Origin of the sequence: Paenibacillus phytorum (genome assembly GCF_013141715.1) — a bacterium.
GTDB lineage: Bacteria > Bacillota > Bacilli > Paenibacillales > NBRC-103111 > Paenibacillus_E > Paenibacillus_E phytorum.
In genome coordinates this window covers 89,664-105,828 of sequence record NZ_WHOA01000095.1, presented here as the reverse complement: position 1 = coordinate 105,828, position 16,165 = coordinate 89,664, and the positions used below count along the sequence as shown (strand labels likewise).

General features: G+C 44.6%; 12 protein-coding genes. 9 read left to right on the top strand and 3 right to left on the bottom strand.

Annotated features, from left to right (window positions below; genetic code table 11):
* Nucleotides 1-280: 280 nt before the first annotated feature.
* Nucleotides 281-889 (bottom strand): FMN-binding negative transcriptional regulator, encoded by a 609-nt coding sequence (locus GC098_RS14740; protein ID WP_171643893.1) that lies wholly within the window; start codon nucleotides 887-889, stop codon nucleotides 281-283.
* Nucleotides 890-1,092: 203 nt separating this feature from the next.
* Here GC098_RS14740 and GC098_RS14735 point away from each other — a divergent pair, with 203 nt between their 5' ends.
* From GC098_RS14735 to GC098_RS14700, 8 genes are all read left to right on the top strand, one after another.
* Nucleotides 1,093-2,079 (top strand): Gfo/Idh/MocA family protein, encoded by a 987-nt coding sequence (locus GC098_RS14735; protein ID WP_171643892.1) that lies wholly within the window; start codon nucleotides 1,093-1,095, stop codon nucleotides 2,077-2,079.
* Nucleotides 2,080-2,279: 200 nt separating this feature from the next.
* Complete coding sequence (locus GC098_RS14730) at nucleotides 2,280-3,335, top strand: ABC transporter substrate-binding protein (protein WP_171643891.1); 1,056 nt, start codon at nucleotides 2,280-2,282, stop codon at nucleotides 3,333-3,335.
* 70 nt (nucleotides 3,336-3,405) lie between these two features.
* The gene (locus GC098_RS14725) at nucleotides 3,406-4,320 is read left to right on the top strand and encodes an ABC transporter permease (RefSeq protein WP_171643890.1); all 915 of its coding nucleotides are present in this window, start codon (nucleotides 3,406-3,408) and stop codon (nucleotides 4,318-4,320) included.
* Nucleotides 4,320-5,114, top strand: a complete 795-nt coding sequence (locus GC098_RS14720; protein ID WP_047679685.1) for an ABC transporter ATP-binding protein — start codon at nucleotides 4,320-4,322, stop codon at nucleotides 5,112-5,114. The genes GC098_RS14725 and GC098_RS14720 overlap by 1 nt, the downstream gene beginning before the upstream one ends.
* 320 nt (nucleotides 5,115-5,434) lie before the next feature.
* On the top strand, nucleotides 5,435-6,787 hold the full coding sequence (locus GC098_RS14715) for a response regulator (protein WP_171643889.1): 1,353 nt from the start codon (nucleotides 5,435-5,437) through the stop codon (nucleotides 6,785-6,787).
* Between the two features lie 134 nt (nucleotides 6,788-6,921).
* Nucleotides 6,922-7,875 (top strand): HEAT repeat domain-containing protein, encoded by a 954-nt coding sequence (locus tag GC098_RS14710; protein WP_171643888.1) that lies wholly within the window; start codon nucleotides 6,922-6,924, stop codon nucleotides 7,873-7,875.
* Nucleotides 7,868-9,313, top strand: a complete 1,446-nt coding sequence (locus GC098_RS14705) for a glycosyltransferase family 2 protein (RefSeq protein WP_171643887.1) — start codon at nucleotides 7,868-7,870, stop codon at nucleotides 9,311-9,313. The genes GC098_RS14710 and GC098_RS14705 overlap by 8 nt, the downstream gene beginning before the upstream one ends.
* Before the next feature lie 51 nt (nucleotides 9,314-9,364).
* Complete coding sequence (locus GC098_RS14700) at nucleotides 9,365-11,707, top strand: hypothetical protein (RefSeq protein ID WP_171643886.1); 2,343 nt, start codon at nucleotides 9,365-9,367, stop codon at nucleotides 11,705-11,707.
* 209 nt (nucleotides 11,708-11,916) lie between these two features.
* Here GC098_RS14700 and GC098_RS14695 read toward each other — a convergent pair whose 3' ends face one another.
* Nucleotides 11,917-13,317 carry a DUF4832 domain-containing protein gene (locus GC098_RS14695; RefSeq protein ID WP_171643885.1) on the bottom strand — a complete coding sequence of 467 codons (1,401 nt, stop codon included), beginning with the start codon at nucleotides 13,315-13,317 and terminating at the stop codon, nucleotides 11,917-11,919.
* A 351-nt stretch (nucleotides 13,318-13,668) separates the two neighbouring features.
* Nucleotides 13,669-14,652: a copper amine oxidase N-terminal domain-containing protein gene (locus tag GC098_RS14690; protein WP_171643884.1), complete on the bottom strand. Its 984-nt coding sequence runs from the start codon at nucleotides 14,650-14,652 to the stop codon at nucleotides 13,669-13,671.
* A gap of 460 nt (nucleotides 14,653-15,112) precedes the next feature.
* Here GC098_RS14690 and GC098_RS14685 point away from each other — a divergent pair, with 460 nt between their 5' ends.
* The gene (locus GC098_RS14685) at nucleotides 15,113-16,117 is read left to right on the top strand and encodes an asparaginase (RefSeq protein WP_171643883.1); all 1,005 of its coding nucleotides are present in this window, start codon (nucleotides 15,113-15,115) and stop codon (nucleotides 16,115-16,117) included.
* The last annotated feature ends 48 nt before the right edge of the window (nucleotides 16,118-16,165 follow it).

Below are 16,165 nucleotides of genomic sequence, written 5' to 3'. Positions count from 1 at the left end.
GTGTAGCTAGCTTGGATGTAGCTAGTGTTGTATTTTCTACAATAATTCCCACCCTCAATGGCTATTTTGCAAGCTGTTGTTGCAGTTTGTACAACAGATCTGACCTATTTGTGGCAAAAACGCCTGTACGGGGTCCTAATTGTTGTGGATTTTACAACATTGAAGCGAGAGAGGCGGGATATGGGCAGCAATTGTTGTATTTTCTACAACACCAATACACTGAGAGTAAGGAGTCCTGATTTATTCATCTGTTCACGATAAAAGGAGAGAAGGTCAAGCTCTAAGATAGATTATCTCTCATAAGAGAGGCAATCTTACGTTCATCTTCCCCAGTCCTATTTTCTAACCGCTGAATAACAAGCTCTTGTCGTTCTGCTGGATGGTTTTGACTCAATTTTGCCTTACCTTCGATGCGAGTAATTTTGATTCTAAACCCTTGAATACCTTTGCTCAAACCCGCAATGTAACTAGCATCTACTTGGTCTAATTGATAGGAACTGCCCGGTTCTTCATATTTCAAAACCAAATCAGTTAACGAATTCATCACTTCTTGAACGTCGTCTATAAGCTCGACCTGGCCATATACATGAACAGCTACATAATTCCAAGTGGGAACTGTAGTGGGTGTTTCATACCAAGAGGGAGAGATATAGCAATGCGGACCATGGAAAATCGCTAAGACCTCCTGCTTTTCGATATCCTTCCATTGCGGATTAGGGCGTGCAAAATGTCCAAATAAGTATTCTTTATTTTTATCCAATGATAAGGGGATGTGTGTTGCGAATGGACCGCCTTGATGCTGAGAAATCAGTGTGGCAAAGCCATTTTGCTCGATAATATCGTAGCTAATCAAGTCATCTTTTATTTCAAAGTGGGATGGAATGTACATCTATTCACCTTCCTAATTAGTTTTTCATTAAATTATAGCCATTCAGGTGGCATAGAAGAAGTGCCAATTTTTCATAAATTGATTAGACCAATGACGCTGCCAGCTGCATTTATAAGAAAAGGCCACAAGGAGGAGGCGATCTCATGTCGAATATGTAGGATAAAATCTTGTTTTCTCTGTGACCTGTTGGGAGGTTTGGATAGATGGATAAGGTACGATGGGGTATTATTGGTTGTGGGGATGTGACTGAGGTCAAGAGCGGGCCTGCCTTACAAAAGGCGGAGGGTTCCGAACTTGTCGCTGTGATGCGAAGAAATGGAGCGCTGGCTGAGGATTATGCCAAAAGGCACGGAGTTGCTGCATGGTACGATGATGCGGAAGCGCTGGTCAATGATCCGGATGTCAATGCGATCTATGTCGCTACACCTCCAGGTTTTCATCGAGAATATGCGCTGCTGGCAGCACGGGCGGGGAAGCCTGTCTATGTGGAAAAGCCGATGGCGAGGAATCATGCGGAATGTTTGGAAATGATAGCTGCCTGTGAAGAAGCAAAGGTGCCTTTATTCGTGGCCTATTATCGCAGAGGCTTGCCGAAATTTGTTGAGATTAAGAGATTGATTGACAGCGGTATCATTGGTGAGGTCCGATTTGTGCAGACGACTTTCCTCCAAACCATGAGGGAAGATGATGGACAGGAGCAGCCGTGGCGGATACGGCCGGAGCTTTCCGGAGGCGGTTTGTTCGTTGATTTGGCGAGTCATACGCTTGATGTTCTTGATTATTTACTTGGCCCAATTGGCGAAGTGAAGGGTTTTGCCAGAAATCAGTCGGGGCAGTATCAAGTCGAAGATATCGTAACAACGACCTATGCATTTGAGTCTGGTGTTATGGGTGCTGGGATTTGGAGTTTCAATGCATTCAAGCGCAGTGACGTAACTGAAATTACGGGGAGTCTTGGTAAAATCGCGTTTTCAACGTTTAGCGATGATATTCGCTTGGAGATGGCAGATGGTCAGATCGAGGAGTATGCCATTCCGTATCCTGCTCATGTGCAGCAGCCTCTTATTCAATCGGTGGTTGACGAGCTGCGGGGTATTGGTAAAAGCCCTAGTACCGGTCGGACTGCGGCGCGAACGAATCGGGTGATGGATGAATTGCTTCGTGACTTTTATTCTCCACAGCAGTCCTGAGCAATCTACTCCAGATGTTGGCAGAAAACATATTGATACGGATAAAACAATTGACGGAAACCCGTAAGCGCTTTAAACTATGGTTAATTAATATGGAGTCTTGGGTATTTCCTATCCTCAAACTTTGTCCCGCGAAAGCGTTAAAGTGGTGAGTGAGCAATGAGTCCAAGCGATAAATGGGAACTTAGAGAGGGGTAATTATGTTGAAAAAGAAAGCACTCGTATCATTCGTATTATCAGCAGCTCTTATGGTCGTAGCAGGTTGTGGGCAGAAGGCAGCTCCGGCTCCAGCAGCAAGCGCTGCGGCTTCAGCAACTCCGGCAGCAACGGCAGCCGCGCAAAAGTCTTATAAAGTCGCGATTTCACAAATTGTCGAACATCCGTCTCTGGATGCAACACGTCAAGGTTTCCTTGCAGCGCTTAAAGATGGCGGTATCGTGGAAGGTACCAACTTGAAAGTTGATTTCAACAATGCGCAAGGCGATCAACCGAATAACTTATCCATTGCTCAAAAAATTGCTTCCGCCGACTACGATTTGGTACTTGGTATCGCAACACCATCCGCACAAGCTCTGGTACAGCAAGTGAAGAAATCTCCAATTCTATTCGCAGCTGTTACAGACCCGCTTGCAGCTAAAATTGTTAGCAATGTGGATAAGCCGGGCGGTAATGTTTCCGGAGCTTCAGACACGAACCCAATGGCCGTAGCGCAATTAATGGATTTCGTTGCTGCGAACATGCCTAAAGTGAAAACAGTTGGTCTTGTTATTAACGAAGGTGAGCCTAACGCTGTTATCATGGCCAAAAATGCAGAACAAACCTTAACGAAACACGGCATTAAGCTCATTAAAGCGCCAGTTACCAATACGTCTGAAGTAAAACAAGCTGCACAATCCCTCGTTGGGCGCGCGGATGCTTTCTTGATTACGCTTGATAACACGGTCGTTAGCGGTGTGGATGGAATCATTCAAATTGCAAATGATAAACACATTCCTTTCTTCTCCAGTGACCGCGATACGGTGGAAAAGGGTGCTTTTGCAACAGTAGGCTTCAAATATTATGACCATGGCTACCAAGTTGGCCAAATGGCTGTCGACATTCTCAAGAATGGTAAAAAACCAGCAGACATGAAAGTGACTGTTCCTGAAAAAATGGATCTGATCTTAAACCTGAAGGCAGCAAAAGCTCAAGGAATTGATGTTACAGACGCTATGAAAAATGCAGTAAAAGATAAAGAGAAAAACATCATTCAGTAAGGATTAAGACACAAAAGGGGTGAACGTCGCTTTCGTTCACCCCTTTTTTTCAAAGTAGGAGGTTATTCACATGATGGATTCAATGAATGGTGCCGTCGAGCTAGGTCTTCTCTATGCGCTGATGGCGCTTGGTGTTTATATCACGTTCCGCATCCTCGATTTCCCAGATCTAACGGTAGACGGGAGTTTTACAACAGGCGGAGCTGTTGCAGCTATCATGATTGCTAATGGCTATTCGCCGCTGCTAGCTTGTTTGGCTGCTTTTGCAGCCGGGCTTGTGGCTGGAGCTTGTACAGGACTGCTCCATACGAAGGGTAAAATTAATGGGCTTTTATCAGGGATTCTTATGATGATTGCCTTGTATTCCATTAATATGCGCATTATGGGCAAGCCTAACATTTCACTTCTCAATGTCGATACGATATTCACTTCGATGTCGCCGATTACGGTTGTGCTTATTATTGTCATCGTGTTCAAATTGCTGCTGGATGCGTTCCTGCATACGGATTTGGGACTTGCTCTGCGAGCGACGGGTGATAATGCGCGAATGATTCGCAGCTTCGGAGCGAACACAGACAGAACCACTATTTTAGGCGTTAGCTTATCCAACGGATTAGTAGCACTATCTGGAGCTCTCATCGCGCAGCAGTCGGGCTTCGCTGACATCTCGATGGGGATCGGGATGATCGTCATTGGACTGGCTTCCGTTATTATTGGGGAAGCGATTTTTGGTGCTCGGACGGTATTTCAAGCGACATTGGCTGCTGTACTCGGTTCCATCGTGTACCGTATAGTTGTCGCATTGGCCCTGCGAGTCGAATGGCTAAAAGCATCAGACTTGAAGCTTATTACCGCGATTATCGTTATTGTCGCGCTCGTTCTTCCTTCCGTGCAGCGAGCTATTAAGCAAAAAGCAACAGCGAAAAGGCGTTCGGCTGAACTCATCGCCCTTGCTGTGAAAATGAACAAGGGAGGTGATCGTTAATGCTTCAGCTCTCGAACGTTTCTAAGCTATTTAACCCCGGTTCAGCGGATGAAAAAATCGCGCTAATCGGTATTAACTTGAACCTCAAGCCCGGTGACTTCGTCACGGTCATCGGCAGTAACGGCGCCGGTAAATCGACGCTGATGAACATCATCTCCGGCGTCATGACGCCGGATGCCGGCGAAGTGCGTATCGGCGGCGAGGTCATCCACCACCTGCCGGAATACGAGCGCAGCCGCTGGGTTGGCCGCGTCTTTCAAGACCCCATGGCGGGGACCGCTCCTCGAATGACCATCGAGGAGAATCTCGCCATGGCGTATGCCCGCGGCAAGAAGCGCGGGCTAAGCTTCGGCGTCACCGCGCGCAAGCGCGCGCTGTTCCTGGAACAGCTGCAGCGCCTCGGCATCGGCCTGGAGGGCCGTCTGCGCGCGAAGGTGGGCCTGCTCTCCGGCGGAGAGCGTCAAGCCCTCAGCTTGCTGATGGCGACGTTCACCAAGCCGCAGATTCTGCTGCTTGATGAGCACACCGCCGCGCTGGACCCTTCGCGTGCGGAGCTCATCACACGATTGACCGAGGACATCGTGCGCGAAATGAAGCTGACCACCTTGATGGTCACGCACAACATGGAGCAGGCGATTCGTCTCGGCAACCGCCTGATCATGATGGATAAAGGCCGCATCATCCTTGATGTGAGCGAGGAACGGAAGAAGGACCTCACCGTGGAGCAGCTGCTCGGTGAGTTCGAGCACATCAGCGGCAACAAGCTGTCGGATGACCGCGTGGTGCTGGGTTAAAGTAAGAAAGCCTTCGGCTAAAGGGATGGATTCCCTGAGCCGAAGGCTTTTTTTATGAAAAATCGAATCATACTGGTGGAAGGAACTTGCAGCACAGCAAATTTCTTTAACGTCATTTTTTTGCGAGACTTATGCAAAATTCACTATTTTTCGACATTTCTATAGGTTATAATAGTTCTAAAGGACTACGTTCGGGTTGACCGTGAACGAGTAGCAGCGTCGGAGAAATTTACCGCTTTCCAAATTTGTAGGCATAAATTTATCGTACAGTACTTCGTATTTAGGAGAAAATTATGAGCCAGTCAAGGAGTCAATGAAACATGAATGATGTCAACCTAAATTATGAAGCAAAAGACCGTAGTCATTCAACATTTGAAAACCAGCCTCTTTTACTAGTTCTTAATGATGACCCAGAATTTCTTTCCTTTTACAAAGAACATCTGGAGAAAGAAAACGGGATGGTTATTTTCGAATCGGATAACCAGCCGAAAGCAGCGGAACTCTTCTATCAGTTATACCCTGATTATGTCATTATTAACGCAAGCCTTATAGCAGATGATGGCGTTCATGTATTAAATGGATTCGTTCAACTGTGTCAAGATAACCATGTTCCGATCCTGATATCTTTGGATAAGGAAGATTTGAAGCTGCGTTACGCATGTATGGCCTTGGCAGATGATGTTATAGGTTCCCGCGTTGAACCCGTTGAATTAGTCACAAGGGTGATCAGAAACTTGAGGAAACGAAACCGAATCTTAGATCAGATTCTTATTGATCCGATGACCGGAATAAATAATTACAATAATCTTCAACAAGAAGTCGAGCATCAACTTAATGATTTGAAACGCTCCCATGAGCCGTTCGCAATGGTCTATGTACAGGTGGATGATCTCCCTATCGTTCAGGAAACGTATGGCTATGCTATAGGACATCAGTTGGTGAAGGAACTAGGGGAATTTATCCAAAATAGCATCCGACCTGCGGATTCCTTATATCGATTTCATAGAGAAGGATTTGTTCTCGTTCTTCCGAAAACAGTCAAAGAAGACGCCATGAAATTAATGTACCGGTTGATCGAAAGATTTGCTCAGCTCCGTTTCCAGACAACAGCAGGAGAGATCAGCGGTACCTTCTCGGCCAGGGTGTTGGACTTTATGGATCCCTTACAGACCATAGAACAATGTTTAACACTGATGCCTTTTCCGAAGGATAAGGCTGTTGCCGACAGGAAAGCGTGGGTTATGGACGGGACGGCGACTTTCACCTCCATCACATTGAGGAAGCTGAAAGTCGGAATTATTGATGACGACAGGTTAATTCGTGAAATGTTGAAGCATCAATTAGAGGATATCGCGGATCAAGATTTTGAGGTAGAGATTAGAGCGTATCCGGACGGAGAGGAATTTTTCAACGACCCTTGGCATCGCCAGAATGAACGATTTCTTCTCATTATTGACAGAATCATGCCTAAGATGGATGGTTTGGAGGTTCTGCAGAAGATCCGCACGCAATACGACCGACGCAGGTATTTGTGCATGATGTTAACCAGCAGGGATTCCGAAGAGGAAATCTCAATGGCGATTCAAAGAGGCGCCAATGATTATATGGTCAAGCCATTCAGCATTAAAGAGCTGCGCGCCCGAATAAGACGATTAATCCGGGGGACGCGATGATTAATCTCTTCACTGTCATGGTACTCACGGTCGTTTTCTTTCTGCTGCTATGCTTTGTTTATATATATTTGGTTTTGAGAAAAATAAGGACCAACCTGTTTCAGAAACGGAAAAAGGCATGGCTGGAACAGATCATGAACGAGCTCCAAGAATACTTTGTCGCTGGGAAGAGGAATTATTCCTTAATAAGCCGTCGGTGTCGCCCAATTGAACTTTATCAGTTTGAAGCCCTTGAAGACTTTTTCGGCGATTATCTGAGTAATTTCAAAATCGAGCCTAGTTTTAATCCGGTAAAACCGTTTGTCGAGGAATATTTTGTTCCGTGGTACAGAAAAAGGCTTTTTCATTCCAAATGGAGTACCCGAATGAATACGCTGTATTTCATCGATCTTTTTAAGATTGATAGGATGCAGGACGACTTATTGAAGCTGCTCAAGAGCAAGAAGTGTTCATCGGAAGAGAGATATCAGATTTATCTCCTTTTGGCCGATTTCGGATACGTCCATCTTCAGGACCTGTTCAAGGAATCGAAGGGGCTTCCTCCTTTTCTGTTAAACGAGATGATTAGCCTGGTTATTACTACAGATAATTTCGAGAGCTATGTAGATATTTTTTATGATCTCCCTTATGAATGGCAGTTAAGTATGATAGATGTACTTAGAGATAAAAATTTCCGCTCGTTGAAACTTCAAGAATTGTTGGAAAGCTTGTTGAATGCAACCGATCAGGAGAAGAGGGTGCGGGCAACCAAAACAATTGCGAGCCTTGGTTATATTAGCTCTCCTGACGTAATTACGCAGATTATTGATGAGCAGTCCCAAAGGGGAGAATGGCAGAGCCCGCAGTACACGGGGGAAAAACTGATGTATGTCAGGCTCATGGGGAATATCAAAACAGAACGTTTTTTGCAGTACCTAGAGCAGTTCATCAGCGATAGAAGCTATGTCATAAGATCAGAGGCTGCTAAAGCCATTCGAAAATACAAGAATGGAAGAGATATCCTTCTCTCTATTACCACGACACACCCTGACAGTTATGCCAGAAACATTGCTAAGGAATGGTTAGAGAGGAGCATAGATTATGAATAATTATTGGGATCTTGCTGTTTTTCTCTTCCAGATCGTGAATCTAGTGATCTTTTTTTATCTTGTATTCGTTTGTTTGTTTTATTTTATCCTTTTCTTTCTGGCTTTCGATCGGTTAAAGCGAGAACGTGGCCTTCATAATGTGGAGCCTTATAAGAAAGTCAAAAAATCTGCGTTCACTCCCCCCTTATCAGTTCTGGTTCCGGCTTACAATGAAGAGATGGGAATTATCGGTACTGTGCTGTCACTAGTCACAGGAAGCGGACGATTGGACTATCCCGAATATGAGGTCATTGTGGTCAATGATGGATCTAAGGACCAAACTCTGCAAAAAATGATTGAACGGTTTAAAATGGTACCCTTGAAAGATAAAGTATTTCAAAAACGCAACGGAATCGAAACCAAACCGATCAAAGCGGTCTATAAGTCGGAAATTTATCCTCAATTATTGCTTGTTGACAAAGCGAATGGCGGAAAGTCGGATGCGTTGAACGCGGGTATTAATCTTTCTAAATATCCGTATTTTGCTTCTATTGACGGAGATACCGTATTGGAACCGGATTCTTTCCTCAAGATTATGAAGCCGATCATAGAAAATACCGAACAGGAAATTCTCGCTGCGGGAGGCAATGTGCTGATTGCGAACGGAAGCACAATCGTTCATGGGCAGATGAAGGAAATAAGGCTGTCCAGGAATCCTTGGGTCATTATGCAAACAATCGAATATATGCGCGCTTTCCTTATGGGGAGAATCGGATTGAGCAAAAATAATCTCCTTCTCATCATTTCCGGCGCATTCGGGGTATTCAAAACAGCAAGAGTCATTCAAGCGGGCGGCTATAAGCTGGGAACAATTGGCGAGGATATGGAGCTTGTTGTTCGTCTTCACAGAATGAACATCGAGAATAAATGGGGAGCCAAAATTGAATACGTCGCGGATCCAGTGTGTTATACCGAAGCGCCTGAGGAAATAAAAATATTGAGAAACCAGCGGGTAAGGTGGCACCGGGGGTTATTCGAAAGCTTGTGGACTCACCGAAAAATGGCTTTCAATCCAAAATATGGGAGAATTGGATTAATCGCCATTCCGTATTTCCTTTTTGTAGAATTATTCGGTCCTATCATTGAAATGATAGGTTATCTTGTCGTATTAATCGGTTGGATCTTGGGGGAAGTCAATATTCAATATTCGTTGGCTTTACTTCTGTTCATGGTTATGTACGGGTCATTCCTGTCCATGGGCTCCGTGCTTCTTGAGGAGTGGAGGCTAGGAAAACATAAGCGGGTATCCGAACTCAATCGCTTATTTTTCTTTGCTTTGTCGGAGGCGTTTTGGTATCGGCCGATTATGACATATTGGCGGGTAAAAGCACTCATGTCAGCGATAATGGGGAAAAAACAGAGTTGGGGCGAGATGAAGCGAAAGGGCGTTTCATCATAGATATCTGGGCTTGTTGAACGATCGAAAGAGAAAGTAGGGGGAAGTTTAGGTATGGGGTTGTTTAAAGGAAGAAATGCACTGGTAGTCATATTGTTGGTTCTTGTGCTGGGGGTTCTTGCTTATATTGTGCAGCGAGGAGATAAAGATGCAGCGCCTATGACACCGGAAACATCTGTTCCGCCAGTATCGACGATAACACCAGTAACCATAGATGGAGTTAAAGTCCCCGCTAAAGTCGGGGGTTCCTACATACAGATTAACCATAATGGCGAGTGGCAGGATATGCTGATTAAAGGTGTGAATTTAGGGGCTACCAAACCGGGATTATTCCCTGGGGAAATGGGGATTGCCAAGGCTGATTACTTGCGATGGTTCAAACAAATGGGGGATATGAATGTAAATTCCATAAGGATTTACACCTTGCATCCACCAGCATTTTACGAGGCTTTGCTAGAGTACAATTCGAAAGCGAGCCATCCCATTTATTTGTTTCATGGCATATGGGTCGATGAAGAGGATATGGTTGCGACGAAGGATGTATTTATCGGTCATACAGCGGATGACTTTAAGAAAGAAATGCAGAATGTAGTGGATGTCATTCATGGACAAATCAATCTGCCTGAAAGGGCGGGGCATGCCGCCGGTGCATACAAAGCAGATGTCTCCCCTTATGTCGTAGGCTGGATCTTGGGTGTTGAGTGGGACCCGACAGTAGTCGACTCCACTAACAACAAGCATAAGGGCATGGAGAATTATAACGGAAAATATTTTAGGACAGAAAATGCACAACCTTTTGAGATCTGGCTCGCGGATAAAATGGAGTCAATCGCCGTCTATGAATCAGATCGTTATCAGTGGCAAAGACCAATCAGCTTCACTAACTGGGTAACAACCGATTTGATGAAACACCCCACGGAACCTTTGGAAACAGAAGATATGGCTGTCATAAACCCGAATCTCATTAAAGAAAATCCGAGTTATAAAGGGGGATATTTCGCATCCTATCACGTGTATCCCTATTACCCCGATTTTCTTAATTATGAACCTAAATATACAAATTACATCGATTTTCGCGGTGAGAAGAATAGTTACGCCGGATATTTAAAGGACCTGAAACAAAATCATCAAATTCCCGTTCTGGTTGCTGAATTTGGCGTGCCTTCTTCCCGAGGGATGGCCCATCGAAATATAAGTGGATGGAATCAAGGGAATCATGATGAGACGGAACAAGGGAATATTGACGCGAAATTATTTGAGGATATGACCCGTGAAGGCTTGGCTGGGGGACTTCTCTTTAGCTGGCAGGATGAATGGTTTAAGCGAACTTGGAATACTACGGAACTGGATAATAGCGACCGCCGTCCTTTCTGGTCCAATGTACAGACCGGAGAGCAGCGTTTCGGGCTGCTTAGTTTTGATGCAGGCCCAGCTGATAAGCCGATTTATGTGGACGGTGAGACTAGCGACTGGGATTTCCGTAAAATCAATCCGATAAAAGTGGCCGATTCCTCCACAAGCACCTCAGGTAATCAAGATGATGAGCAGGCACGCTTGAAGCAATTTTTCGTCACTAGTGATGAAAGCTATGTTTACTTTCGCTTGAATTACATGGACAACGGCAAGCCGTTAGAATGGTCAAAAGTGAATACGATGCTCTTGCTCAATACAATTCCTGATCAAGGCCAACATCGGATTCCAGGTGGTTCCGACCTCTCTACTGAAGAGGGGATTGACTTTGTTATTGACCTGAAGGGAGATAAATCATCAAGAATCTGGGTAGACAGCTACTATGATACGAATTATTTTACCTACGGACATACGTTAAATATGATGCCTAAGTTGGACTATGCTAAGAATAAGGATAATGGCATTTTCCATACGATGCAGTTAGTTCTAAACAGACCCTTGACGATCCCCAATGTAAACGGGAGGACGATTGATTTACCATTGGAAAGCTACGAAACAGGGGTGCTGAGAACAGGGGACGGAAACCCGAATCATTCGAACTTTAATTCGTTAACGGATGTAGCTCTAAATTTTAAGGATCGTGTATTGGAATTGAGGATTCCTTGGCAATTACTTAATTTTAGAGATCCAAGCAAACACGAGATTACCGGGGACATCTGGGAAAAAGGACCGTCAGCGTCAGAAACCATAAAAGAAATGAAGATGGCGATTGTAACCTATAAAACGGATGGAGCACAACAAAAAGAGGGTCCTGGAGGGCTTGTGATCACATCCACTTATCCGAATGCAATAGAAAGAAAGATCCATTCCTCCGATATGTATCGGTATCAATGGGAAGACTGGGATAAGCCTCAGTATCATGAAAGATTAAAGAAATCTTACTACATAATGAAAGACCTTTATGGGAATATCGCTATAAACCATTAGTTTCGGAATTAAAACCTGAATGAGTCTGGGGGTGAGAATTCAACACGCGTGAATCCTGAGGGTGCGTTGGAGCAGCCGTATGGCAACAGTCAAACCCAACCTTACAATTATTCTAGTTCAAGGGCAGTACAGCCGCTTTTTTGCGCATTTATGAAATTTTTTGCATATAGGATCCCGTACAGTTTGCCGAATATTTTCAATGAATACATTTAATCAAGCACCCTAACACTTCCAAGCGAATAACGACCATCACTTCTCCTGCCGTCGTTAGCGAAGTCTACTTCTGGTTTGCCAGTTTGCGGGTTGAGGATCGCAGCGTTTACCTTATAGTTTCCAGGCGCAAGGTTCTTAGGAATTGGCAATGTGCCCGTTACATCCCTTTCTCCTGGAAGCCATTCGCGAATATCTATGGTTGACCGCATTTGGGAGACGATGACTCCCTGTTCATCAGTTAGGGAAAGCTCCAAGGGCCAAGCAAAGTAAAAGGGGGCTACTCCTCTGTTGATCATGTTAAGTTTGACATGCAGCGAGTTTCCCGTATGAATATCCCTTTCGTGAGATTCCTTTGCAATGACAAACCGATAACCAATGGTTTTCACAAATCGGTCAATATTCGGCTGAAGGCTGCCGCCGAATGGCTCTTGAGAAGGAGCGCTGGGGCCGAGCCAGCTTACATGCGTCAGCTTCGACTGTAACAGGGTTTCCTCAATACGAGCGTCATTGAAGTAATTTCCACCAGACGCAAACTCTCCGCCGCCGGGCGCCAATTTCCAGAAATCCGGCATGGCTGGCTGATTATTTTGAGTAAGCCAAGACTTATATCCGTAGGTGTACCATTGCAGAAACCCGTCAATCGTTGACTTGTGTGAGCCAAAAGCATCATTAAACAACCCGAGCCCATGCTTCAATGCGATTTCATGAGGCCTTCTCATCATCAGTCGTTTTTGGTCGAAATAATGCAAATAATGCTGGACGTATTGATCGGAAACATCCTCTTTGGGAAATTCGATTGGTGTGTTTCCTTCGTTATTGGTATGCCACTCGCCCCAGTGTCCAACGCTGCCCAGCTCGATAAAAGCAATTTGCGAATCGTTGTTATAGCGGTTTCCTAAAGCTTGGATCAGACGTTCGTGGTTTTCGATCAGAGCAAGATTATTATAGTCGGGGCTAAATCCCTTCCCATAGCCAGAATCGTACTGAACCCCCTTTTCGCCGATTTCTTTAAATAACCAGTCCGGAATATCTTTATGCGGTGTATGACTTGGGTAATCGAGAACCACTCTGAGAATAAGGGATACACCCTTTTCCTTCCATAGTGCAAATTGAAATTTTTTTTCAATCGCATCAAATGCATACCTCCCTTTTTCCGGTTCCAGATCAGCCCATGTCAAATTTGCATAAGCTAGCCGAAAGGGCTGCTTGGCTTCATTATCTCTTGCATCTATAACAAGCCCCATAAAGGGATTATTCAGAACTTGATCCGTTTCCGAAGGAAAGTAAGATACTCGGTGTATAACTTCCGTTGCCATAAGTTTTCGGTAGCCGAATACGCACAATATCCCCAGAACAAGGCTAAAAGCAATAAGCACACGATGAAGACGGAAATTCATGAGATATACCTCCTTCATGATCTATCTTTGAAATAGTATCAGACAGAGAATGACGTTACAATGCAGATACTGGCAGCGTTTCGTACGGTTCCGAACTGCAGTGAAAGATCCGCTAGAAATCGTATACATGTTCTGGGAATTTCGGTGGGTATTGTGACTGGTGCAAAGCTCTACCCGGTTTAACTGCCAGGCTCTCTCACTGTGGGGGCAGTTCTTCTCTTTTTGTCCAGACGTAAAATAAGTGAACAGCCCTACCTATTGAGTATTCGTCATACAGACGAATCCATAGGAGAGTTGCGTACAGGAGACTATGCACAATAACTTTATAGGGCTTCTGCCACGGATGTGTAGTTACCTAATAATCTGAATGGTTCGAGTCGCATCCTCCCATATCACGGTCGCGCCAAGCGCCTCTCCAACGAAGCGCAGCGGTACGTACATGCTTCCCTGATAGAGGACCGGAGGAGCATCCAGTTGAATCTTCTTGCCGTTTAACAGAGCCTTCTCGCTATCCAGAGTCAGGCTGATTGTTCGATTTCCTTTTATTGCTGTTACAGTTAGAGTCTCCTGATTCCAGACAACCTTTGCATTCATAGCCTCGAAGATCGAACGAAGTGGAACGAATGTGCGATTGTTAATAATCTCTGGACGTTGTGGGAAAAAGCGCTCCTTGCCATCTATGATGAGGCGAGGGGCGTTTATTTTTTCGCGAACGGCAAGAATACCGAGGCTTGGTGATGTACAAAAAGCGTCTCCTGAAGGTGCCGCCTTGCATGTAAGCTGGGTGTCCTGAGCCTGCAGAAGCAGCTTGTAGCGCTCTTTCCCGTTGCGGTCAAGCGAATACCAACTGCCGTTGTTATCCTGAAAGTATATATGCTCGACAGCATCATATTGGAGAGAGCTTGGACGAATCTGATTGGTCTCAGGAAGTGAGTAGGTCCATAGTACTTTTTGATCTTCGATCAGGGTCAAGCTGCGCTCGGTTACTTTCAAATTCAGCGAAATCTGTGGTTTCACGGCATCAGGGAGCTTGGCGCTTTGCTTAACCGACAGCCGTTCTCCGCTTGGAATGACAGATTTCCACTGACCATCGGACTGGTAATAGGCCGTGCTGTCATTAGCGATGAATAGCTTTTGAGGAGAAGAGTCCTGCAATCTCCAAGCGACCTCAAATTGGTCTGCACCCTGAAGAGAGGCGTTAATAGGCTCCATGTTTGAAGTAATTTGTGAACGGAATTGCAGTAATTCTATATCTGGATTGCGTGTTTCTGAAGGGGAGTCAGCCCCTAGCAGGAAAATGATAGGTAGAGATGCAATAAAGGGAATCCACCGCATGTTCTCATCCTCTTCGAAGTAAAATTGAAACGGTGGTAAAAGGTTACACCGGATTTCTACTTCTAATATAGCAAGAATCCTAGTTGATTTAAATCAATTTCACAATAGTACGTACAGACTATGGATTCCAACCGCAGGAATCATCGATAGAGTCAACTTAGTTAACATCAACTGATTTTGAATTTGTCTCTTATTCTGTGAAACTTCACTACGAAAGCGCTACCTGTTAGTTTACTTAACAAAAATACAAAAAATGTTTGACAACAGATAGGCGAGTTGTTAATATTTAATTATTAACATCACTGGAATAAATAAAAGATAAATACCGTGTTATCAGTCAATTTTATCTGGAAATATTATCATTTCATTGTTATATTTCGACAGTTAATAACATCTGTGGAATAATTGGCCTCATAACAACATTAGACCATGAAATTAAACGCAAAAGAGGGGAAACGAAATGGATAAAACATTAGTTGAAGAGTATCGTGGAGGTGCGTTGGAATGCGTGCATAGCGGGCATATTTGCGGAGTCTCCATCTCGGGTGCTGTTAAGTACGCAGTAGGAGATGTAGAATCATTAACCTATTTAAGGTCATCCGGAAAACCATTTCAAGCTATTCCTGTCATTAAGCATGGCGCGGATAGAAAGTTTGGGCTTTCGGATAAAGAAACGGCTATTATGATCGGGTCCCATCGTGCGGAGACCTTCCATGTTGAAGCTTTGGAATCCATGCTTACCAAGATTGGAGTGGGAGAGGAAGCACTTGTATGTCACCCCACGTACCCCTTAAGTGTGCCTGCTTCAGAAGCCATGCTTAGAGCGCAGAAGCCTAAACGTTCAATTTATCATAATTGTTCTGGAAAGCATCTTGGCATTCTTGCTTTGTGCAAAACAATGGGATATCCGACCGAAGGCTACTTTGAACCTGATCATCCGGCTCAAATCGAGATCGTAGACACGCTCGCTTACTTATCTGAGTGTCCAAGAGAACACATCCATATAGGTACAGACGGTTGCGGTTTTCCGGTGTTCGCTATTCCTCTTAAGCATTTAGCGACTGCCTTCCTGAAGCTAGCCTGTCCAGAGGTGATTGAAGATCTTGAAATTCGATCCGCTGTGATTCGAATAACCGCTCTTATGAACGAGCATTATGAGATGATTGCCGGTTCAGATCGAATTTGCTCAAGCCTACTTATGGATCCCAATATTGTTGCTAAGGGCGGAGCTAAAGGCGTGTACTGCTTTGGATTGAAAAAAGAAAAGCTAGGTTTCGCGCTTAAAGTAATGGATGGTTCTGAGGACGAGTGGCCTATCATTACGGCATCCATCCTTGAGCAGATTGGTTATAGCAACCAAGAGACGATTGATCGTATGTATCAACTCACGCCAACTGACATTACGAACGATAATAAGAAAATTATCGGAACGAACAAAGCAGTGTTTACCTTAGAATCCATATAGAAACCCAGGCTTAGTTACTAAATTATGTTGAGGAAACTATCTTCAGCA

Coding starts and splice junctions, on each gene's coding strand:
- GC098_RS14740 (WP_171643893.1), bottom strand. CDS start 889: ATGTACATTCCATCCCACTTTGAAATAAAAGATGACTTGATTAGCTAC.
- GC098_RS14735 (WP_171643892.1), top strand. CDS start 1,093: ATGGATAAGGTACGATGGGGTATTATTGGTTGTGGGGATGTGACTGAG.
- GC098_RS14730 (WP_171643891.1), top strand. CDS start 2,280: ATGTTGAAAAAGAAAGCACTCGTATCATTCGTATTATCAGCAGCTCTT.
- GC098_RS14725 (WP_171643890.1), top strand. CDS start 3,406: ATGATGGATTCAATGAATGGTGCCGTCGAGCTAGGTCTTCTCTATGCG.
- GC098_RS14720 (WP_047679685.1), top strand. CDS start 4,320: ATGCTTCAGCTCTCGAACGTTTCTAAGCTATTTAACCCCGGTTCAGCG.
- GC098_RS14715 (WP_171643889.1), top strand. CDS start 5,435: ATGAATGATGTCAACCTAAATTATGAAGCAAAAGACCGTAGTCATTCA.
- GC098_RS14710 (WP_171643888.1), top strand. CDS start 6,922: ATGAACGAGCTCCAAGAATACTTTGTCGCTGGGAAGAGGAATTATTCC.
- GC098_RS14705 (WP_171643887.1), top strand. CDS start 7,868: ATGAATAATTATTGGGATCTTGCTGTTTTTCTCTTCCAGATCGTGAAT.
- GC098_RS14700 (WP_171643886.1), top strand. CDS start 9,365: ATGGGGTTGTTTAAAGGAAGAAATGCACTGGTAGTCATATTGTTGGTT.
- GC098_RS14695 (WP_171643885.1), bottom strand. CDS start 13,317: ATGAATTTCCGTCTTCATCGTGTGCTTATTGCTTTTAGCCTTGTTCTG.
- GC098_RS14690 (WP_171643884.1), bottom strand. CDS start 14,652: ATGCGGTGGATTCCCTTTATTGCATCTCTACCTATCATTTTCCTGCTA.
- GC098_RS14685 (WP_171643883.1), top strand. CDS start 15,113: ATGGATAAAACATTAGTTGAAGAGTATCGTGGAGGTGCGTTGGAATGC.